Annotated in this window: 16 protein-coding genes; 14 read left to right on the top strand and 2 right to left on the bottom strand. The window is 57.8% G+C overall.

Features of this window, described 5'->3' with window-relative positions; genetic code table 11:
- Window positions 1-55 precede the first annotated feature (55 nt).
- From rluD to CFI10_RS01510, 5 genes are read left to right on the top strand one after another with little or no spacing between them, the layout of a single operon-like run.
- Complete coding sequence (rluD, locus tag CFI10_RS01490) at window positions 56-1,024, top strand: 23S rRNA pseudouridine(1911/1915/1917) synthase RluD (RefSeq protein WP_206838427.1); 969 nt, start codon at window positions 56-58, stop codon at window positions 1,022-1,024.
- Window positions 1,021-1,776, top strand: coding sequence for a peptidoglycan editing factor PgeF (gene pgeF, locus CFI10_RS01495; protein WP_091826476.1), 756 nt, complete (start codon window positions 1,021-1,023; stop codon window positions 1,774-1,776). The genes rluD and pgeF overlap by 4 nt, the downstream gene beginning before the upstream one ends.
- Complete coding sequence (locus CFI10_RS01500; RefSeq protein WP_091826478.1) at window positions 1,777-2,007, top strand: FeoA family protein; 231 nt, start codon at window positions 1,777-1,779, stop codon at window positions 2,005-2,007.
- Window positions 2,000-3,955, top strand: a complete 1,956-nt coding sequence (gene feoB, locus CFI10_RS01505) for a ferrous iron transport protein B (protein WP_206838430.1) — start codon at window positions 2,000-2,002, stop codon at window positions 3,953-3,955. The genes CFI10_RS01500 and feoB overlap by 8 nt, the downstream gene beginning before the upstream one ends.
- Entirely contained in the window at window positions 3,952-4,161 is a 210-nt protein-coding gene (locus CFI10_RS01510; RefSeq protein WP_206838433.1) for a hypothetical protein, read from the top strand. Before feoB ends, CFI10_RS01510 begins: the two co-directional genes overlap by 4 nt.
- 38 nt (window positions 4,162-4,199) lie before the next feature.
- On the opposite strand, the gene CFI10_RS01515 is transcribed toward CFI10_RS01510, so the two are convergent.
- On the bottom strand, window positions 4,200-6,113 hold the full coding sequence (locus CFI10_RS01515) for a PhoX family protein (RefSeq protein ID WP_206838436.1): 1,914 nt from the start codon (window positions 6,111-6,113) through the stop codon (window positions 4,200-4,202).
- A 225-nt stretch (window positions 6,114-6,338) separates the two neighbouring features.
- Between CFI10_RS01515 and clpB the strand changes: the two genes are divergently transcribed.
- A complete protein-coding gene (gene clpB, locus CFI10_RS01520) occupies window positions 6,339-8,915 on the top strand; it encodes an ATP-dependent chaperone ClpB (RefSeq protein WP_206838439.1) in 2,577 nt (858 codons plus the stop codon).
- A 621-nt stretch (window positions 8,916-9,536) separates the two neighbouring features.
- On the opposite strand, the gene CFI10_RS01525 is transcribed toward clpB, so the two are convergent.
- Complete coding sequence (locus tag CFI10_RS01525) at window positions 9,537-10,841, bottom strand: IS1380 family transposase (RefSeq protein WP_206837229.1); 1,305 nt, start codon at window positions 10,839-10,841, stop codon at window positions 9,537-9,539.
- A gap of 219 nt (window positions 10,842-11,060) precedes the next feature.
- On the opposite strand from CFI10_RS01525, the gene CFI10_RS01530 reads away from it, so the two are divergent.
- The 8 genes from CFI10_RS01530 to CFI10_RS01570 all read left to right on the top strand — a co-directional run bounded on the left by CFI10_RS01530 (window position 11,061) and on the right by CFI10_RS01570 (window position 19,378).
- The gene (locus tag CFI10_RS01530; RefSeq protein ID WP_206838442.1) at window positions 11,061-12,353 is read left to right on the top strand and encodes a GGDEF domain-containing protein; all 1,293 of its coding nucleotides are present in this window, start codon (window positions 11,061-11,063) and stop codon (window positions 12,351-12,353) included.
- A gap of 326 nt (window positions 12,354-12,679) precedes the next feature.
- Window positions 12,680-12,904 carry an addiction module protein gene (locus CFI10_RS01540; protein ID WP_206838449.1) on the top strand — a complete coding sequence of 75 codons (225 nt, stop codon included), beginning with the start codon at window positions 12,680-12,682 and terminating at the stop codon, window positions 12,902-12,904.
- Window positions 12,905-13,257: 353 nt separating this feature from the next.
- Window positions 13,258-14,175 carry a restriction endonuclease gene (locus CFI10_RS01545; RefSeq protein WP_206838452.1) on the top strand — a complete coding sequence of 306 codons (918 nt, stop codon included), beginning with the start codon at window positions 13,258-13,260 and terminating at the stop codon, window positions 14,173-14,175.
- A gap of 36 nt (window positions 14,176-14,211) precedes the next feature.
- On the top strand, window positions 14,212-14,967 hold the full coding sequence (locus CFI10_RS01550; RefSeq protein WP_206838457.1) for an endonuclease/exonuclease/phosphatase family protein: 756 nt from the start codon (window positions 14,212-14,214) through the stop codon (window positions 14,965-14,967).
- Window positions 14,968-14,971: 4 nt separating this feature from the next.
- Window positions 14,972-15,313, top strand: a complete 342-nt coding sequence (locus tag CFI10_RS01555; protein WP_206838461.1) for a class I SAM-dependent methyltransferase — start codon at window positions 14,972-14,974, stop codon at window positions 15,311-15,313.
- A 68-nt stretch (window positions 15,314-15,381) separates the two neighbouring features.
- Window positions 15,382-15,600: a VF530 family protein gene (locus tag CFI10_RS01560; protein ID WP_206838463.1), complete on the top strand. Its 219-nt coding sequence runs from the start codon at window positions 15,382-15,384 to the stop codon at window positions 15,598-15,600.
- Between the two features lie 13 nt (window positions 15,601-15,613).
- Entirely contained in the window at window positions 15,614-17,098 is a 1,485-nt protein-coding gene (locus tag CFI10_RS01565) for a helicase HerA-like domain-containing protein (protein ID WP_206838490.1), read from the top strand.
- A gap of 90 nt (window positions 17,099-17,188) precedes the next feature.
- Entirely contained in the window at window positions 17,189-19,378 is a 2,190-nt protein-coding gene (locus tag CFI10_RS01570) for an OsmC domain/YcaO domain-containing protein (RefSeq protein WP_206838506.1), read from the top strand.
- The last annotated feature ends 34 nt before the right edge of the window (window positions 19,379-19,412 follow it).

Below are 19,412 nucleotides of genomic sequence, written 5' to 3' on the forward strand. Positions count from 1 at the left end.
ATTTAAACATAACCGGAGCCCATGCCAAAACATCCGCCGATTAAGAATCATATTGATGTCAGAACAGTTAGAGTTAGAAACACAGGTACCGACCGAAATGTTCGGAATGCGACTGGATCAGGCGGTCGCGCAGCTGTTCCCGGATTATTCCCGTTCCCGCCTGCAGGGCTGGATCAAGGAGGGAACTCTAACCGTTGACGGCAAGGTGCTCCGGCCCCGTGACAAGCTTAATGGTGGCGAACGGATCGAGGTCAAAACCGAGCTGCAGCGCATCGAGCATCACGAGGCACAGGTGATCCCCCTCGACATCATCTACGAAGATGACTCGATCATGGTGATCAACAAGCCTTCAGGGCTGGTCGTCCATCCCGGCGCCGGTCATGCCAGTGGTACACTGATGAATGCCCTGCTGCACCACTGCCCGGATATTGCTCAGGTACCGCGTGCCGGCATCGTGCACCGGCTGGATAAGGAAACCACAGGCCTCATGGTCGTGGCCAAGACAATTGCTGCCCAGACCGATATCGTGGTCCAGCTGCAGGAACGCAGCATGGGGCGGGAATACGAAGCGGTTGTAAATGGTGTCATGACAGGTGGGGGCTGCGTCGAGGAGCCAATGGGACGCCACTCCAAAAATCGCCAGAAGATGGCGGTTGTAGGGGTTGGGAAGGAAGCGATCACTCACTACCGAGTACTTGAAAAGTTTCGTGCGCACACGCACATCCGGCTTAAGCTGGAAACCGGGCGCACCCACCAGATCCGTGTCCACATGGCTCATATCAATTACCCACTGGTGGGTGATCCGCTTTACGGTGGCCGCTTTCGCATGCCCAAGGGAGCCAGTGGTGCCATGCAGCGTGCCTTGAAAGCGTTCCACCGTCAGGCGCTGCATGCCAAAAAACTGGAGCTGTATCATCCGGCCAGTGGCGAGCTGATGTCCTGGGAAATTGATCTGCCCGAAGACATGCAGCATCTTTTGACCGTTTTGAAACGGGATGCACAGGAATACGACTACGAACTATGAAACTGATCCGGCCGGACTGGTCCCTCTCTGATGGTATTGGTGCATGTGTCACCACCCGTATTGGCGGGGTGAGCCAGTCGCCATGGGCGTCGCTGAATCTGGGTGACCATGTGGGTGATCAGCCGGAGGCCGTGGCCGCCAACCGTTGGCAGTTGCAGCAGGCGCTCGGTAGCATCAAGCCTCAATGGCTGTCGCAGGTACACGGCATCGAAGTGGTCGAGGCTCAGGCCGATGGCCGCGTCCGCGAGGCCGATGCCTGTTGGAGTTCGACCCCCGGCGTGGCGTGTGCAGTGCTGACGGCAGATTGCCTGCCGGTGCTGTTTGCCGATCCGGCCGGCCAGCGAGTTGCTGCTGCCCATGCCGGTTGGCGCGGGCTGTTGAACGGTGTGCTGGAAGCCACCCTGGACTGTTTTGAAACACCCGAGCGGGTGCAGGTCTGGCTGGGGCCGGCGATCGGGCCACTGGCCTTTGAGGTTGGGCCTGAGGTACGGACCGCATTCTGTGAACAGATGCCCGCGGCGGAACAGGCATTCGTCCCCTCGCCACTGCACCCCAACCGCTGGTTGGCGGATCTTTATCAGCTGGCATGGCAGCGACTGCACCGGGCCGGTGTCACCGTGATCAGTGGCGGTGAGTATTGCACTTTCACCCAGCAGGATCTGTTTTTCTCCTATCGTCGCGACGGCGTAACCGGTCGCATGGCGAGTTTGATCTGGCTAGAAACAGCGGCCGGAGGCCGCAGGGACAGCTGAATGAACCTGACTGATTTAAAAGCTCAGCAAGTTGCGCTTATCCTAGCTCTGGATGGGCCGCAGTCCTTGCGGCAGCGACTGGCAGCATTGGGTATCCTGCGTGGCCAGCGAGTAGAGCTGCGTACCAAGTCGCTCTGGGGCGACCCGCGTGCATACCGGATCGGCAATCAGCAATTCTGTCTGCGCAACGCAGAGGCGCAACATATTTGGATACAATTGCAAGATGACTGATCGCTGCTATACGCTCGCCCTGATAGGCAACCCCAACTGTGGTAAGACCTCGTTATTCAATCAGCTCACTGGGGCCAGTCAGCGTACCGGAAACCTGTCAGGGGTGACGGTCAGTGGTCGTATCGGGGAATGTGTGCACCAGGGGGTGAGGCTGAAAATCGTCGACCTGCCGGGTATCTATTCCCTGAGTCAGAACCGCAGTGAAGAGCGAGTCGCAAGAGACTACCTGACGCAAGAGCAGCCGGATCTGGTGATCAACGTGCTGGATGCAGGCAACCTGGGTCGGCACTTGGCGTTAACCAGTCAGTTGATGGAACAGAACGTGCCGCTGCTGCTGGCGCTGAACATGCTGGACGAAGCTGAGCGCAACTGCACTCGACCGGACCTGGCCGCCATGTCCGAGGTACTGGGCGTTCCGGTGCTGCCAAGCGATGGCCGACGCAAACTCTATTGTGACAAACTGTTGGACGCGGTCGTGACCCGGTTGCAGCAACCGGTTGCAGTACCCCCGCTTACAATCGAATACGAACCTCATATTGATACCCTGTTGAATCGTCTGGAAACACATGGGCTGCCGCGTTGGCAGAGTGTGCGCTGGCTGGAGTCCGCTGGCGACGTGGATTTTGCCTTGACTGATGAACAGCAGGCCATGCTGGATGAGGGGCAGAACAGCATCCAGGCCGAGCACGCACTCGGAGCTGCCGAATTGGTGTCCGAAGGGCGCTACGGCTGGGTTCATGGCTTGCTGCACCGCATGGGGCAGAGCCATGAAGAGTGCAATTTGGCCGATGATCGTCTGGATCGTATTGTGCTGAACCGTTGGCTGGGGCTACCGGTTCTGGTTGCACTGCTGTGGTTGATGTTCGAAACCACCTTTACCGCAGGGGCACTGCCTGCAGACTGGATCTCTCAGGGCGTGGACTGGATTACGACACAGGTGGCACAACACATGCCTGAGTCTCTGCTGCGGGAAGTGATAGTCGATGGGATAATGGCCGGTGTCGGTGGTGTGCTGGTATTCCTGCCCAACGTGGTGCTGCTGTTCCTGTTCATGGAGTTGCTTGAGCAAAGTGGCTACATGGCGCGTGCCACCTTTCTTGTCGATCGGCTTCTCAGTCGAGTGGGTTTGCATGGCAAGGCACTGGTGCCTCTGGTGATGGGGTTTGGCTGTAACGTGCCGGCAATTATGGCGACCCGCTCCATAGAAGAGCCCCGCGCCCGCCTGATCACCATTCTGATCAACCCCTTTATGAGCTGCTCGGCGCGGTTGCCGGTACTGCTGTTACTTGCCGGGGTATTTTTTCCGGACAACGCGGGCACGGTGTTGTTTGCAGTTTACGGGCTTGGGGTCTTGATCGCGCTGGCATGTGCCGCGATCTTCGCACGGGTGCTGCCGGCGCATTATGACGAAACGTTCATCATGGAACTGCCGCCCTGGCGTATGCCTGGTGGTCGCTCACTGCTGCTACATCTTTGGGATCGCTGCCGCGACTTTATAACCAAGGCGGGCACCGTGATTTTGATCGGTTCCATTCTGATCTGGCTGCTGCAAACCTTCCCGCGTGGTGGTGAACCGTTGCTGGAGCAGTTCGGTCATGCCCTTACGCCGCTCTTTGCTCCTTTGGGGTTCACCTGGCATGAAACGGTTGCACTGCTGTCAGGTTTCCTCGCCAAAGAGGTGATCGTGGCATCGCTGGCGGTTGTCTATCAGGCCAACAGCGAGAATACCGCCCAGCTGCAGCAGGCGATAGGCCAAGTACTGCCGGCAAGCGCGGGGCTGGCCTTTATGGTCTACACCCTTCTTTACATGCCTTGCCTGGCAACACTGGCAGTGATCCGGCGTGAAACCGGGCGGTGGGCCTGGGCTGTTGTTTCACTGCTGCTTGGGCTGACACTGGCGTGGGTGTGTGCCTGGATAACCTTTCATGTAGGGCAGTGGTTGCTGTGAGCACGATGACTGTGTTCGATTGGGTCATATTGGTCGGTCTGGTGTTACTGGTCAGCATCTGGCTGCTGCACCGTATTCGCTCCAGCCTTAAGGTCGGCTGCTGCAGCACTGATACCGCCACTTGTGCCGGTTGCAGTGGTGGTTGCGGCAAGCGTAACCAGACGAATGTCAGTCCCTTGGCTGCCAATAACAAAAAGCCCGACTGATTGCTCAGCCGGGCTTTTTATCAGGGCGCTTATGGGTTTCAGGCGCCGATCACACCACCATCTTCACGCTGTACCACCATGATGGTGGAACGCGGCTTGCTGTTGCCGCCGCCCGGGAAGTGAGACGGGGCCAGCTCTTCGCCCGGGTGCTGCACACCGATGAAGACCGTGCGCTGATCCGGCGAGAACGCCAGACCGGTGATCTCACAAGCGATGGGACCAGTGGCAAAGCGGCGGATCTCGCCGGTCTGCGGGTCGGCACAAAGCATCTGGTTGTTGCCCATGCCGGCAAACTCGCCCTCGTTGCTGTACTTGCCGTCGGTCTGAATCCAGAGGCGGCCGGCAGCATCAAAGCCAAGACCATCCGGGCTGTTGAACATATTGTCGGCAGTGATGTTGTCGCTGCCGGCGTAGAGGCCTTCGGCAACGGTCGGGTTGCCGGCCATGGCGAACAGGTCCCAGTCAAAGCGGCTGTCCACATGGTTGCCCTGATGCGGCCACCAGCGCACGATCTGGCCGTAGTTGTTCTTGGCTCGCGGGTTCGGACCACCCACCGGCTGGCCTTCCTTGCCGCGGTTCTTGTTGTTGGTCAGAGTGCAGAACACTGCCTTGTTGTCCGGATGAACAGCTACCCACTCCGGGCGATCCATGGTGGTGGCGCCTACTTGCGTGGCGGCTTCACGGGCAAAGATCAGCACTTCCGCCTGGTCGGCAAAGCCGTTCTCGGCGGTAAGGCCATTTTTGCCGTGAGTCAGCTCGATCCACTCGCCCTGGCCCTTGATCTCGCCGTCATTGGCGGAGAAGCGTGCCACGTACAGGGTGCCTTCTTCCAACAGGTCACGGTTGGCCTGCTGGTTGTTCGGGTTGTATTTGGCCTTGGAAACGAACTTGTACAGGTGCTCGCCACGCTCGTCATCACCCAAATACACCACCACATGACCGGACGGGTCGATGGTCAGAGCGGCATTCTCATGCTTGAAACGGCCCAGAGCGGTACGCTTCTTCGGTGTAGCGGTCGGGTCCATCGGATCAATCTCGACCACCCAGCCGAAGCGGTGCGGCTCGTTCGCATGCTTGGCCAGATCGAATCGCTCGTCATGGCGATACCACTGGTAGTCACGGTTGCCCGCTTTCAGGCCATAGCGTGTATCGCGTGCCGGCAGCGCAACGTCATCCTGAGCCGAGGCGAAGTACTTGTGGAAATTCTCTTCGCAGGTCAGGTAGGTGCCCCAGGGCGTTTCGCCGTTGGCGCAGTTGTTGAATGTGCCCAGCGGCTTGCGGCCTGAAGGATCGGCGGCGGTTTTCATCAGCGCATGGCCAGCGGCCGGGCCGGTCAGCTCCATCGGTGTGTAGGCGGTGATACGACGGTTATGGTCAGAATCGCGGTTCACCTGCCACTCGCCCTTGGCGTTGCGGCGGATCTCGAAGATGGACACGCCATGTGCCGCCTGGGACTTCTTCACCTCATCGGCGGTCAGGTCCTGCTTGCCCTGGTGGGCGAATAGGTATTCCGGGTTGATGTACTCGTTATTCACTGCCAGCAATGCACGGTCTTCGTCCAGCGGGAAGAAGCTCATGCCGTCGGTATTGTCACCGAACTGACCGGCCTGCGCGGCTGCATTCTGGGTACCGGATGCGTCAAACGCCGGCGCACCCTTGAGGATGGGATCGCCCCAGGAAATCAGCGGCTTGGCTACATAGCCTTCGGGCACCACAAAAGTATCGGCGGTGCTGGCCGGTACGGCCTTGAATCCCATCAGCTTGCTGGGTTCCGGGCGGGTTACGGCTGCAACTGCCTGTGCCAGCGGGTTGGCGGCCAGGAACAGGCCCATGGCAGCGGCTCCACCACGCAGGAAGTTGCGGCGGCTGATGCCTTTCGCCGTCATGCGGTCAAAATCGGTCTGTTCCAGTTCCGGATGATCTTCGGGATCAAAATGCTCAATCTGATTCATGTCACCTGTCCTGTATTGGGTTACCGGGATGCAGGTGCATGTTGTAGCAGGGTGCTATTACAGAATTAAGAAAAGTGTACTGCTGTATAAGAAATAACTAATTTAATTGCTGTCAGATCTTGAAGCCGCCCCTGCTGGCCCCTATCTATAGGGGTAACAGAAACAGCCGAACCGTCTGACCCCCTATGTCGGACCAGCGGCACCGAGAGATCCACAGGAGACCTCATGCGACCCGACAAATTTACCTCACGACTTCAGGAAGCCCTGTCCGACGCCCAGTCACTGGCGATCGGCAAGGACCACAACATGATGGAGCCGATCCACCTGCTGGCTGCCTTTTTGCAGCAGCAGAACGGCTCGGTGGCGCCGCTTTTGCGTCAGGCCGGTGCCGACCGGATGACCCTGACCGCCAAGGTGGGCGAAGCACTGGACCGCCTGCCGGTGGTGAGCAGCCCCGATGGTGAGATCCGCCTGTCACAGAACATGGCGCGCCTGTTCAACCTGACCGACAAGCTGGCGCAGCAGCGTGGCGATCAGTACATCGCCAGCGAGCTGGTGCTGCTGGCGATGCTGGATGACAAGGGCGATGCCGGCAAGGTATTGAAAGACTGTGGCGTGAACCGCCAGTCACTGGAAAACGCCATCAATAACATGCGTGGAGGCGACAGCGTGAACGATCCCAACGCGGAAGAGACCCGTCAGGCGCTGGACAAATACTGCATCGACCTGACCGAGCGCGCCGAGTCCGGCAAGCTGGACCCGGTGATCGGCCGTGATGACGAGATTCGCCGTACTATTCAGGTGCTGCAGCGCCGCACCAAGAACAACCCGGTGCTGATCGGTGAGCCCGGTGTGGGCAAGACCGCCATCGTTGAAGGGCTGGCGCAGCGCATCGTCAATGGCGAAGTGCCCGAAGGCCTCAAGCGCAAGAAGGTGCTGTCGCTGGACATGGGCGCACTGATCGCCGGTGCCAAGTTCCGTGGCGAGTTCGAGGAGCGCCTGAAGGCGGTACTGAACGAGCTGTCGAAGCAGGAAGGTCAGATCATCCTGTTCATCGACGAGCTGCACACCATGGTCGGCGCCGGCAAGGGCGAAGGTGCAATGGATGCGGGCAACATGCTCAAGCCGGCGCTGGCCCGTGGCGAGCTGCACTGTGTCGGTGCCACCACCCTGGACGAGTATCGCCAGTACGTGGAAAAGGACGCTGCCCTTGAACGCCGCTTCCAGAAAGTGATCGTCGATGAGCCCTCCGAAGAGGATACCATCGCCATCCTGCGTGGCCTGAAAGAGCGCTACGAGATCCACCACAGTGTGGATATCACCGACTCGGCGATCATCGCTGCGGCCAAGCTGAGCCAGCGCTACATCACCGACCGTCAGCTGCCGGACAAGGCGATCGACCTGATCGACGAAGCCGCATCCCGCATCCGCATGGAGATGGACTCCAAGCCGGAAGAGATGGACCGTCTCGACCGTCGCCTGATCCAGCTGAAGATGGAGCGCGAGGCGCTGAAGAAAGAGAAGGACGAGGCTTCGCGCAAGCGTCGCGAAGAGCTTGAGGCCCATATCGCGCAGCTGGAGAAGGAATATTCCGACTTCGATGAGGTGTGGAAGGCCGAGAAGGCCAGCCTGCAGGGCTCGCAGCAGATCAAGGAGCAGCTCGACCAGGCCCGTGTCGAAATGGAGCAGGCGCGTCGTGCCGGTGATCTGGCGAAGATGTCCGAGCTGCAGTACGGGCGTATCCCCGAGCTGGAAAAACAGCTGCAGGCCGCCGACAGCAGCGAGCAGCAGGCGGAAGAGCACAAGCTGCTGCGCAACAAGGTGACTGAAGAGGAAGTGGCCGAAGTGGTCGCCCGCTGGACCGGCATTCCGGTCAGCAAGATGCTGGAAGGCGAGCGCGAAAAGCTGCTGCGCATGGAAGATGCCCTGCACCAGCGCGTGGTGGGGCAGAGTGAAGCGGTGGTGGCCGTGTCCAACGCCGTGCGCCGTTCCCGTGCCGGCCTGTCTGACCCCAACCGTCCCAACGGCTCCTTCCTGTTCCTCGGCCCGACCGGTGTCGGTAAGACCGAACTGTGCAAAGCGCTGGCCAGCTTCCTGTTCGATACCGAAGACGCCATGGTCCGCATCGACATGTCCGAGTTCATGGAGAAGCACTCCGTCGCACGCCTGATCGGTGCGCCTCCGGGCTATGTCGGCTACGAAGAGGGCGGCTACCTGACCGAAGCGGTGCGCCGCAAGCCCTACTCGGTGCTGCTGCTGGACGAGGTGGAGAAGGCTCACCCGGATGTGTTCAACATCCTGTTGCAGGTGCTGGAAGACGGCCGCCTGACCGATGGCCAGGGCCGTACCGTGGACTTCCGCAACACCATCGTGGTGATGACCTCCAACCTGGGGTCTGACCTGATCCAGAACTACAGCGATGACGACGACTACAACCTGATGAAACAGGCGGTGATGGAGTCTGTGGGTACTCACTTCCGTCCCGAAGTGATCAACCGCATCGACGAGGTGGTGGTATTCCACAGCCTGCGCAAGGAACAGGTGGCCGGCATTGCCGAGATCCAGCTGGACCGCCTGCGCAGGCGCCTGGCCGAGCGCGAGCTGAGCATCACCTTCACCAGCACCGCCATGGACAAGCTAGTGGACGTGGGCTTCGAGCCGATCTACGGCGCCCGCCCGCTGAAGCGTGCGATCCAGCAGTGGATCGAAAACCCGCTGGCACAGAGACTGCTGGCCGGCGAGTACGAGCCCGGTCGCAAGATCGCGGTGGATGTAGAGGCCGGAGAGTTTACCTTCAGGTAATCTCTGGTTGTCACATCATGTTGAGAGCAAAAGCCTGCCGAGCGATCGGTGGGCTTTTTTACTTTTCAGCTACTGAAGCTGGCAGTGAACCGATGCATGGCTACCCAGTAGAGGAAGTGCAGAGCCAGGGTGATAGATTTTTTACTTTAGTTGTGTGGTCAGCTCAGCCTGTGCTGGCTATAGTGTTGTTAATGGATGACAGGGAGTACCGTGCAGATCAGTGCAGCACGGCGGCGTTCAGCACGTAATGAAGGAGTATCAGGTATGACCAAACCTCACCATATTTTTCCTCTGATCCCTTCTCGGCTGCCGTTGATGGTGCTCTCTGCTGAGTGACTCTCTGTCGAGCGGGTATACCTTTTTGTCAATTCCAAGAAAAATAAATCCCTGAATCAGTGAATTCATCTGCTATTGCCGTGCCACCGCATTGAATATAACCACATTCTTTAACACCGCTCGATCTTATCCGGATTCTGCCGCCGCATCTGCGCTACTGCAGCATCATTCACCGTCTTCTCCGACGTTTTTTTGCTCTGAATGCTATCGGGAACCACAAAACATCCTGCCATGCATGGCGCTTTGTGGCTTGGCGGTTGAACGAGGTGAGTTAAGCCGAGTGGATCAGACCGACTCGTAGATGCAACCGAACGCCCTGAACCCGGGGCAATGTTGGCCAAAACGCAGGTAAAGACGGCGGCCGCTGCTGACCAGGCGGCAGGCCATATACATCAGCTCCTGCATGACGGTTTTTAGCCGCCGACGTTTGGCCGGATGACGCACCGGCGCATCCGGTCCCAGCAGTGCGTGCTGTCCCATCCAGCGCAATATGTTGTAGCCCAGTACGGCAAACGCCATGACCAGGTCGTTGGTATCGAACTTCCCTGACGGCAAACGTTCGAGATCCAGATCAGTCTTGAACTCACTGTGGAACTGTTCGCTGGTGGCGTGATCCTGGTAGAGCGCAATCACCTTGGCATGATCCGCCGCGTCCGGCTTGAGCGAAGTCATCCAGCCTTCCAGGCTCACCTCGGGCTCCAGAAACAGCTGCCCTGTACTGTCACTGTGGCGCACCGTCACCTTGACGATCAGGCGGTCGTCAGTGCCATCCAGCGATTCGCTCACCAGCGTTTCCATTTTGCCCGGCCGGGTATGGCACCAGAGTGCGCCGGCAGCATGAGCCTTGTCCACCCAGGCCAAACCGTCTTGTGAGCGAGGGTTCCACTTGATCAGATAGTCCACCCCGTGCGTACGGAAGTACGCGCGGTTCTCGGCGGCATCATGGGCACTGTCAAGCCGTACCAGTAGCGGTGCATCGGTCAGCTGACGGACCCGAGGCAGCACCCGGTCGAGGGTGTGGATAAACTCCTTGTTGGCGTGTTGGTTACCCGGTCGCAGCTCACAGCCCAGACACCAGCCCTCCGTGCCCAGGTAGGCCGCGATGGGGGCGTAGCCGTCATGCCCCTTGTAGGTGTAGGCCACGCCCTCTTTTTTAGTGTTGCTGTTGTCCATGGGGAATACGTCTATATCCAGCGGCGCGTGACCGGTGGCAAGCGTGCCGACAGGCACCGACGCATTACACAGAAACTCGACACTGGCTTCATCCAACAACGGGATCAGTGCGCAGGCATCTTCATCAAAACGCTGACGCAGCCGAGCGGATGAAGGTGATTGCTTGATGCCCATGGCCGCTTTAAAGAAGGGGTCATGGCGTGCGTGCTCGACCGCTTCGAAGTCGCTCTTGCCAAGGCAAATCAACCCCAGGTAGGTGCGAATAAGATCGATGTTAGCGATGCCATGGCGCTTGACGATGGCGCGCGAGGTTTTGGCTAGGGAGGTCATTCTGTTGACACTGTGGCCAACCAGCGCCAGACCGCCGTGGGGTGTGATAATCTCGGTTTTGGACTGTTCCAGCTTGAAGGTACGCATAGTCAGATATCACTGTCTGGGTGAATCGAGAATGGCGTCCATATTACCGCCGCAGGCCGCGTGGTTACAGGTGTGTGGAGATGCGAAGCTGAGTTTTAAGTCACGGAATCAGGATGTAGTGACTGACGACAGCGCTCAGTATGGATTTTCTGTAGAGCTTGCTGAACAGAGCTAATATAGTGGCACCCTGTTCAATACCACAGAGGTCGATGTTCAGCCGTGACGCATTCAAGCCAGTTTGGCCATCTGGTTCATATCGAAACCCATGAGGAATTGCGGCTCTATGAGCTGATTCCCAACGTGGTGTGGGTGTTTGATATCGACAAGCACGGCTGGTGGTGGGGCAACTCGGCAGCGGTAGAGTTCTGGGGACTGGATTCGTTGCAAGCGCTGATCGATAAGGACCTGTCCGGCGATACTCAGGGTGCGCGCGACCGGACGCTTCAGACCTTTGAGCTGGCCGTACGTGATGGCCTGACGGTTGATCCCTGGACGACCTACCCGAACGGCAAGCCGAAAACGCTGTTGATGATGCATCGGGCGGTGTTGCTGGGGCCAGAGCGGCATCGTGGCATCATTGCGTATATCAACGAACAGGTGAACATGGGCGAGCAACCCGAGAACCTGCTGTTGATGGAGGCGATGCGCTATACCCGTGTGCCGGCCACCACCTTTACGCTGGATGGCGACCCGGTGGTCGAAAACCCCGCCGCAACAGACGCCTACAATTACCTGTACAACCAGCCGCTGGACGAGGGCATGTGTGCCTTTGTTGCCCGCTTTGCCGATCCGGCTCAGGGGCACGCCTGTCTCCAGCGGGTGCAGGCGGGTGAGGAGGGGCGCTGGGATTTCATCATGCAGACCGTTGAGGGGCCGCGGCGGCACAGTGTGGATATACGCCGTACCCGCCATCCGCTCAACGGCGACTTTCTCTTTCTGATGGTGGAGTATGACTTCACCGAACTGTACGAAGCGCTGGAGGCGGTCGAATCCGCCCGTGCCGAGCTGCATGATATTGCGATGAAGGACAGGCTGACCGGTGTGCACAGCCTGCATTACATGCAGGAAGCGGCCAAGGCCGAGCTGGCCCATGCGGACCGTCATCAGCAGGTGCTCTGGCTGATGTTCATTGACCTGGATGGCTTCAAGTTGATTAACGACAACTTCGGCCACAACACCGGTGATGAAGTTTTGCGAGAAGCGGCGCGTCGCCTGCAGGCGGTGATAAGGGAAGAAGACCTGCTGGCGCGAATCGGTGGTGACGAGTTTGTGGTGCTCTTTGCCCACGACAACACCGAAGCGGATGCTACCTCCATTGCCCAGCGCATGCTCGATACGCTGGCGCAGCCGATCCATGCGCTCGGCCATGAGGCCCATATCAGCGCCAGTATCGGCATCGCGCGCTTCCCGGATGACGGGAAAGATCTGGAGTCATTGCTCAAGGCCGCGGATGGCGCCATGTACCGGGTGAAAAAAAGCGGCAAGAATGGTTTTGTATACGTGAGAGGATGAGCCACCGATGAGCCAAACACAGCCCAATAATCCACACTGTAATGCAAAACCCACCATGACAGATAACGTCCCCCGCACCTTTTAAACCCATCATCAGCATGTGAAGCACGTGAAAAGCATTGTTGAAGCCAAGGAGGCGGCCGTCGCCTGCCCCAAGTGTGGCAGTGATATGGTACTGCGTGAGTCCAAAAAGGATGAGCACAAGGGGCAGAGGTTCTGGGTTTGTTCCAGGTTTCTTGGTTGCCGCGGGGTTGCGAAAGTTACCTCGTAGCAGCGTGCATCTTTCCGTGCCAGAATGATGAGCATATGAACGAGAGGTTCCATTCATGAATTTCCAGCAAATTGAAGATGAAGCTCTGCATCTTCCAAAAGAGAAGAAAGCCCGGCTGATTCACCGGCTGGTATTGAGCTTGGACGCACCTTCTGAGGAGGAGCTGCGGGCCGACTGGTTACATGAGGCTCACCGTAGGGCAGAAGAGCTTGATGAGGGCACCGTGCAGGCGGTACCGAGTGATGAGGTTATGAGAAAGGCACGAGCGCTGATCAAATGAACTATTACTTTCACCCGGCAGCGAAGCCGAGTTTCTGGAGTCGGTCGGTTACTATGAATCGAAGGTCTCTGGTTTGGGTGGTGCCTTGATAGAGGAATTTGAGGCCCTGGCTAAATTGATCTGCACGTCCCCAAAGAGTTGGCAGATCGGGTTGGAGCCGGATATTCGTCGAGCGCCCCTCCACCGCTTTCCGTTATCCATCATTTACCGCCAGAAAGCTGAAGGCTTTCAGGTTTTGGCCGTTGCACATGACCGACGGCGTCCACAATACTGGCTTAGCAGGGTTTAACTGACTGTGTTTCAAAGCTGGTTCAGTCATTAGAGTGCCACAGGCAAAGAGAAAGGAGTTCCCCTTGGCCGTACCTGATTTTCAGTCATTGATGTTGCCACTGCTAACACTGTCGGCGGATGGCAAAGAGTACACAATGCAAGAGGCCCGGGAAGGGCTGGCAGTCGTGATGAAATTGTCGGAGGATGAACTTCAGGAAAGGTTGCCAAGTGGTCGGCAGGCCACATTTTCAAACCGAGTGGCATGGGCAAAGGTATATCTGACCCAGGCGGGCGTGCTTGAGTCACCAAAGCGGGGACGGTTTCATATTACCGAGCGAGGCCGAAAGGTACTGGCTCAGGCGCCTGCAAAAATCGATATCAAGTATCTGGAACAATTTGAAGAGTTTCAGGAGTTCCGTCAGGCCAGCAGCAAAAGCCGAACTGATAAAGTTATCCACAACTCTGATGCCGAAGTATCGCCTGCCACACCGGAAGAGACGCTGGAGCAAGCCTACCAGCAGTTGCGGGACGAAGTTGCGAATGAACTGCTGCATCTCATCAAGGGCAACACGCCCGAGTTTTTTGAAAAGCTGGTGGTACAGCTGATTGTTGCCATGGGCTATGGCGGCTCCGTGCAAGAGGCTGGCAAGGCTACCCGAAAAACGGCAGATGAGGGTATTGATGGCGTGATCAAAGAAGACCGACTCGGGTTGGACGCGATTTATCTGCAGGCCAAACGCTGGGAGGGTGTTGTCGGTCGTCCCGAGATCCAGAAGTTTGTGGGTGCTCTTCACGGCCAGCGCGCCCGAAAAGGCGTTTTTATCACGACCAGCCGGTTTTCAAAGGAGGCTGTGGACTATGTCGGTCAAATAGATCCCAAAGTGGTTCTGATCGATGGTACTGACCTGGTTCAGCTCATGATCGATTGCAATGTCGGTGTAAGCTCGGCGACTGTGTATGAAGTCAAAAAAGTGGATATGGATTTCTTTATTGAAGATTGATCACCTCAATATAACCAGAGTAAAACTGCCCGAAGCATGCGAATCGTAACTTGGAACTGCAATGGCGCTCTCAGACGTAAGTTGGCCAAGGCTGATACTCTGCATGCTGATGTTCTGGTCGTGCAGGAGTGCGAAGATCCGGCACTCTCGACTCAGGCATACAGGGAGTGGGCGGGTGAATACCTTTGGATTGGCGAATCAAAGAATCGCGGCATCGGCATTTTTCCTCGCAATGGCGCTCGTGTCGAAAAGTTAAACTGGTTTGGCAGTTTCAGTCTCCTCGGGCTGGAAAGCAAAAGTTCGACACTGAGCTGGCATAGCAGAGACCTCAGGCTTTTTCTTCCGTTCATCATCAATAGCGAGATGACTGCGTTGGCAGTCTGGACCAAGGGGCGTGATAACGAAGCCTTTGGTTACATGGGTCAGTTCTGGAAATATCTTCAGATCCACAGAAGCGAACTGGGTAACGCAAATACGATCATCATTGGCGACTTCAATAGTAACGTGCAATGGGATAAGCCTGACCGCTGGTGGAACCATTCAGATGTGGTCGCTGAACTGGCCGAGCTGGGATTCCAGAGCCAGTATCATCGGGTATTTGATGAAGAACAGGGGCAGGAAACGAGGCCAACATTTTTCCTGCAGCGCAACCCACAGAAGCCCTACCATATCGACTATGCTTTCACTTCAGCCGACCTCACCAATCAGTGTTCACTGCAGGTTGGTGAGTATGACGACTGGATTGCGGTCAGTGACCATGTGCCGTTGACCTTGAGCATCAATGAGAGCTGACAGCATGACCCAAGATACCCCCTCCATCCATGACTTCGATTTCAGTCTGATCTGTGAATATTTCGCGGCACTGGAGCGGCAAGGGCCGGGAAGTCCCGAAGTGACGCTCAAGGCGCTGAGTTTCATTGATGGGTTTAATCCGGACTCGCGCATTGCCGATATCGGCTGCGGCACGGGCGGGCAGACGCGGGTACTGGCGCAGCAAGCGCCTGGGCAGATTACCGGGCTGGATCTGTTTCCCGATTTTATCCACAGGTTCAACGCCAGGGCTCAGGCTGAAGGGCTGGCGGATCGCTACAAGGCGTATTACGGCTACGCCTTTTTCATCGCGAAAAAGGTGGATTGACCCATTTTGGGTTAGGCTATGTCTTTACGTCATCCTTGTTTTCACAATCATCCCGAGACGATCCATCGATGAGCCAAGCACAACCCAACAACCCACTGCACGGCCTGACCCTTGAAAAGATCCTGACGCGCCTGGTCGAGCATTATGGCTGGGAAGGGTTGTATGACGAGGTTCGGGTGAATTGCTTCTGTAACGAGCCGTCCATCAAGTCGTCGCTCAAGTTTCTGCGCCGCACGCAATGGGCACGGGACAAGGTGGAAGCCCTGTATATCAATACGTTCTGCTGAAGGCGGATATCACATGAGCACCATACTGATCGGCAAGGGTGAACAACCGGTACGGTTACTGGGCCAGTACGGCAACCGGCATGGCCTGATTGCGGGAGCCACCGGTACCGGCAAAACGGTATCGTTGATGGTGTTGGCCGAAGGCTTTTCCCGCATGGGCGTGCCGGTGTTCATGGCGGATGTGAAAGGTGATGTGTCGGGCCTTGCCATGGCCGGTCAATCCAGCGACAGGCTGATGCAACGTGCCGCCAAAATCGGCATGGAAGGGTTTTCCACCGAGGCGAGCCCGGTGCTGTTCTGGGATCTGTACGGCCAGGCCGGGCACCCGGTGCGCACCACCATCAGTGAGATCGGGCCCACACTGCTGAGTCGCATCCTTGAGCTGAATGATACCCAGACCGGTATCCTTGAGGTGGCCTTCAAGCTGGCCGATGATCAGGGCTTGTTGCTGCTCGACCTTGACGATCTGCGCGCCCTGCTGAGCTTTGTGGCGGAAAACCGCAAGGATATTTCGGCTCAATACGGGCTGGTCAGTGCCCAGTCCATTGCCGCCATTCAGCGCAGCCTGCTGTCACTGGAACGCGAGGGCGGTACCGCCTTCCTGGGTGAGCCGGCGCTTGAGATCATGGATCTGATGCGCACGGACATGAGCGGCCGCGGCGTGATCAGCATCCTTATGGCGAACCGGCTCATGTTGAAGCCGCGCCTGTATTCCACCTTCCTGTTGTGGCTGCTGTCAGAGCTGTTCGAAAACCTGCCCGAGGTGGGGGATCTGGAGCGGCCCAAGATGGTGTTCTTCTTTGATGAGTCTCACCTGTTGTTTGATGACGCTCCGGCGGCATTGCGGCAAAAGGTGGAACAGGTGGTGCGGATGATTCGCTCCAAGGGCGTCGGCATCTATTTCTGTTCACAATCGCCCGATGACATACCGAACGAAATTCTGGGCCAGTTGGGCAACCGCATTCAGCATGCGCTGCGGGCCTACACGCCGCGTGATCAGAAAGCGGTGAAAACCGCTGCCGAAACCTTTGTGGCCAACCCTGAGCTGAACGTGGCGGAGGTAATTTCACAGCTGGCCGTAGGCGAAGCGCTTGTTTCCACCTTACAAGAGGGTGGTGTGCCCATACCGGTCGAGCGCACACTCATCTGTCCACCGCGCTGTCGCATGGGCGCCCTCACCGCGGAAGAACATGCAGCCGTACTGGCGCGCAGTCCGGTCGCGCATAAATATGACACGCCGGTCAATCGTGAGTCGGCCTATGAAATTCTGGCCCAGCGTGCGTCCCAGAGTGCGGCGGTTTCGGCGGCAACCGAAAAGAAAGAGGATGAAACATCCGAGTCCAAAGGGGTGGTCAGCGATTTCCTCTGGGGCAACAAGCGCCGTCAGGGGATGGTCGAAACCATGGCCAAGCAGGCGGCACGTACGGTCGGGAGTCAGTTGGGCCGCAAGATCCTGCGCGGTCTGTTGGGTGGACTACTGGGTGGCAAGGGGCGTTAGCCATTCACAAGACGAACGGCCCCAAAAACTGGATAATGTCACCCCTTTGGCATTCGCCCCATTGCTCAACCCCAATCCGGTACCCCGCTCATGGAAATCAAGGTCAACTATCTCGACAATCTCCGGCTTGAAGCCAAATTCGACGACTTCACGGTGATCGCCGATCAGCCGATCCGTTACAAGGGGGATGGCTCGGCGCCCGGTCCGTTTGACTATTTCCTGGCATCCTCGGCGCTGTGTGCGGCCTATTTCGTCAAGGTGTACTGCAACGCGCGTGATATTTCCACCGAGAATATCCGCCTGTCACAGAACAACATTGTTGATCCTGAAGACCGCTACAACCAGATCTTCAAGATTCAGGTGGAGCTGCCGGAGGATATTTCCGACAAGGATCGGCAGGGCATTCTGCGCTCCATCGACCGCTGCACCGTGAAGAAGGTGGTGCAGACCGGCCCCACGTTTGAAATCGAGGTTGTGGATAACCTGGATGAAGACGCGCAGGCGTTGCTGCTGGCCAAGCCGGAAGGCGAAGGTGCCACCTGGATCGAGGGCAAGGATCTGCCGCTGGAGCAGACCATCGCCAACATGACGCAGATTCTGGCGGATCTGGGCATGAAAATAGAGATCGCCTCCTGGCGCAACATCGTGCCCCATGTCTGGTCGCTGCATATTCGTGATGCGGCGTCCCCCATGTGCTTCACCAACGGCAAGGGCGCCACCAAGGAGAGCGCGCTGGCATCGGCGCTGGGTGAGTTCATTGAGCGACTCAACTGCAACTTCTTCTATAACGACCAGTTCTTTGGCGAAGAGATCGCCGATAGCGCGTTTGTGCACTACCCCAACGAGCGCTGGTTCCAGCCCGGGCCGGATGACGCATTGCCCGAGGGCATTCTGGACGATTACTGTCTGGATATTTACAACCCGGACGGTGAGCTGTTCGGCTCAAACCTGATCGATACCAACTCAGGCCGTGTGGACCGTGGTATCTGTGCGCTGCCGTTTGTGCGTCAGTCTGATGGCGAGACGGTGTACTTCCCCTCCAACCTGATCGAGAACCTCTACCTCAGTAACGGCATGAGCGCCGGCAATACGCTGGTGGAGGCGCAGGTGCAGTGCTTGTCAGAGATTTTCGAACGTGCGGTGAAGCGAGAGATCATCGAGCAGGAGCTGGCGCTGCCGGATGTGCCGCTTGAAGTGCTTGAGCAGTACCCCGGCATTCTGGAAGGCATTCGTGCACTGGAAGAGCAGGGTTTCCCGGTGCTGGTGAAGGATGCTTCCCTCGGCGGCCAGTTCCCGGTGATGTGCGTGACCCTGATGAACCCGCGCACCGGTGGCGTGTTTGCTTCGTTTGGTGCCCACCCCAGTTTCCATGTGGCACTGGAGCGCAGCCTGACTGAGCTGCTGCAGGGCCGCAGCTTCGAAGGCTTGAATGACTTCCAGCCGCCCACCTTCAACAGTCTGGCCGTGACTGAGCCGAATAACTTTGTCGAGCACTTCATCGACTCTTCCGGCGTAATCTCCTGGCGCTTTTTCAGTGCGAAGCCGGACTATGACTTCAGCCACTGGAACTTTTCTGGCAGTAACCAGGACGAAGCCGATACCCTGTTCGGCATTCTGGCCGAGATGGGCAGGGAAGTGTACATGGCGGTGTATGAAGACCTGGGCGCGCCGGTCTGCCGCATTCTGGTACCGGGTTATTCCGAGGTCTATCCGGTGGACGATCTGGTGTGGGACAACACCAACAAGGCGCTGGATTACCGTGAAGACATTCTCAACCTGCACCGCTTGAGTGATGATGAACTGGCGGATCTGGCCGAGCGGCTGGACGAGAGCCAGCTCGACGTCTACACCGACATTCGGACCTTGATCGGCGTGGAGTTCGACGAAAACACCGTCTGGGGTCAGCTCACCATTCTGGAACTGCGGCTGCTGATCATGCTGGCGCTTGAACGCCATGAAGAGGCGCTGGAGCTGGTGGAGCAGTTCCTGCAGTACAACGACAATACCGTTGAGCGTGGCCTGTTCTATCGTGCCGTGCAGGCGGTGCTGGAAGTGGTGCTGGATGATGAGCTGGAGCTGGACGATTTTCTGCCCAACCTGTCCCGCATGTTCGGTGCAGAACGGATGCAGGCCGTGGTCGGCTCAGTCATGGGCGAGGTGCGTTTCCATGGCCTGACGCCCACCAGTATGAAACTGGAAGGACTGGACAGACACCTGCGTCTGATCGACAGTTACAAGAAATTGCACGCCGCGCGTGCAGCAAAGGCCGGTTTGTCTTGAGGGGCGGTCGGTTTCATCAGATCTGTGGAGGTAA

Origin of the sequence: Marinobacterium iners (assembly GCF_017310015.1) — a bacterium.
Classification (GTDB): Bacteria; Pseudomonadota; Gammaproteobacteria; order Pseudomonadales; family Balneatricaceae; genus Marinobacterium; species Marinobacterium iners.

Excerpts from the sequence above, each read along its gene's own strand:
- CFI10_RS01560 (WP_206838463.1), top strand. The coding sequence starts at position 15,382 with ATGAGCCAAGCACAACCCAACAACCCACTGCACGGCCTGACCCTTGAA.
- CFI10_RS01540 (WP_206838449.1), top strand. The coding sequence starts at position 12,680 with ATGAATTTCCAGCAAATTGAAGATGAAGCTCTGCATCTTCCAAAAGAG.
- CFI10_RS01500 (WP_091826478.1), top strand. The coding sequence starts at position 1,777 with ATGAACCTGACTGATTTAAAAGCTCAGCAAGTTGCGCTTATCCTAGCT.
- CFI10_RS01570 (WP_206838506.1), top strand. The coding sequence starts at position 17,189 with ATGGAAATCAAGGTCAACTATCTCGACAATCTCCGGCTTGAAGCCAAA.
- clpB (WP_206838439.1), top strand. The coding sequence starts at position 6,339 with ATGCGACCCGACAAATTTACCTCACGACTTCAGGAAGCCCTGTCCGAC.
- CFI10_RS01555 (WP_206838461.1), top strand. The coding sequence starts at position 14,972 with ATGACCCAAGATACCCCCTCCATCCATGACTTCGATTTCAGTCTGATC.
- feoB (WP_206838430.1), top strand. The coding sequence starts at position 2,000 with ATGACTGATCGCTGCTATACGCTCGCCCTGATAGGCAACCCCAACTGT.
- pgeF (WP_091826476.1), top strand. The coding sequence starts at position 1,021 with ATGAAACTGATCCGGCCGGACTGGTCCCTCTCTGATGGTATTGGTGCA.
- CFI10_RS01550 (WP_206838457.1), top strand. The coding sequence starts at position 14,212 with ATGCGAATCGTAACTTGGAACTGCAATGGCGCTCTCAGACGTAAGTTG.
- rluD (WP_206838427.1), top strand. The coding sequence starts at position 56 with ATGTCAGAACAGTTAGAGTTAGAAACACAGGTACCGACCGAAATGTTC.
- CFI10_RS01515 (WP_206838436.1), bottom strand. The coding sequence starts at position 6,113 with ATGAATCAGATTGAGCATTTTGATCCCGAAGATCATCCGGAACTGGAA.
- CFI10_RS01525 (WP_206837229.1), bottom strand. The coding sequence starts at position 10,841 with ATGCGTACCTTCAAGCTGGAACAGTCCAAAACCGAGATTATCACACCC.
- CFI10_RS01565 (WP_206838490.1), top strand. The coding sequence starts at position 15,614 with ATGAGCACCATACTGATCGGCAAGGGTGAACAACCGGTACGGTTACTG.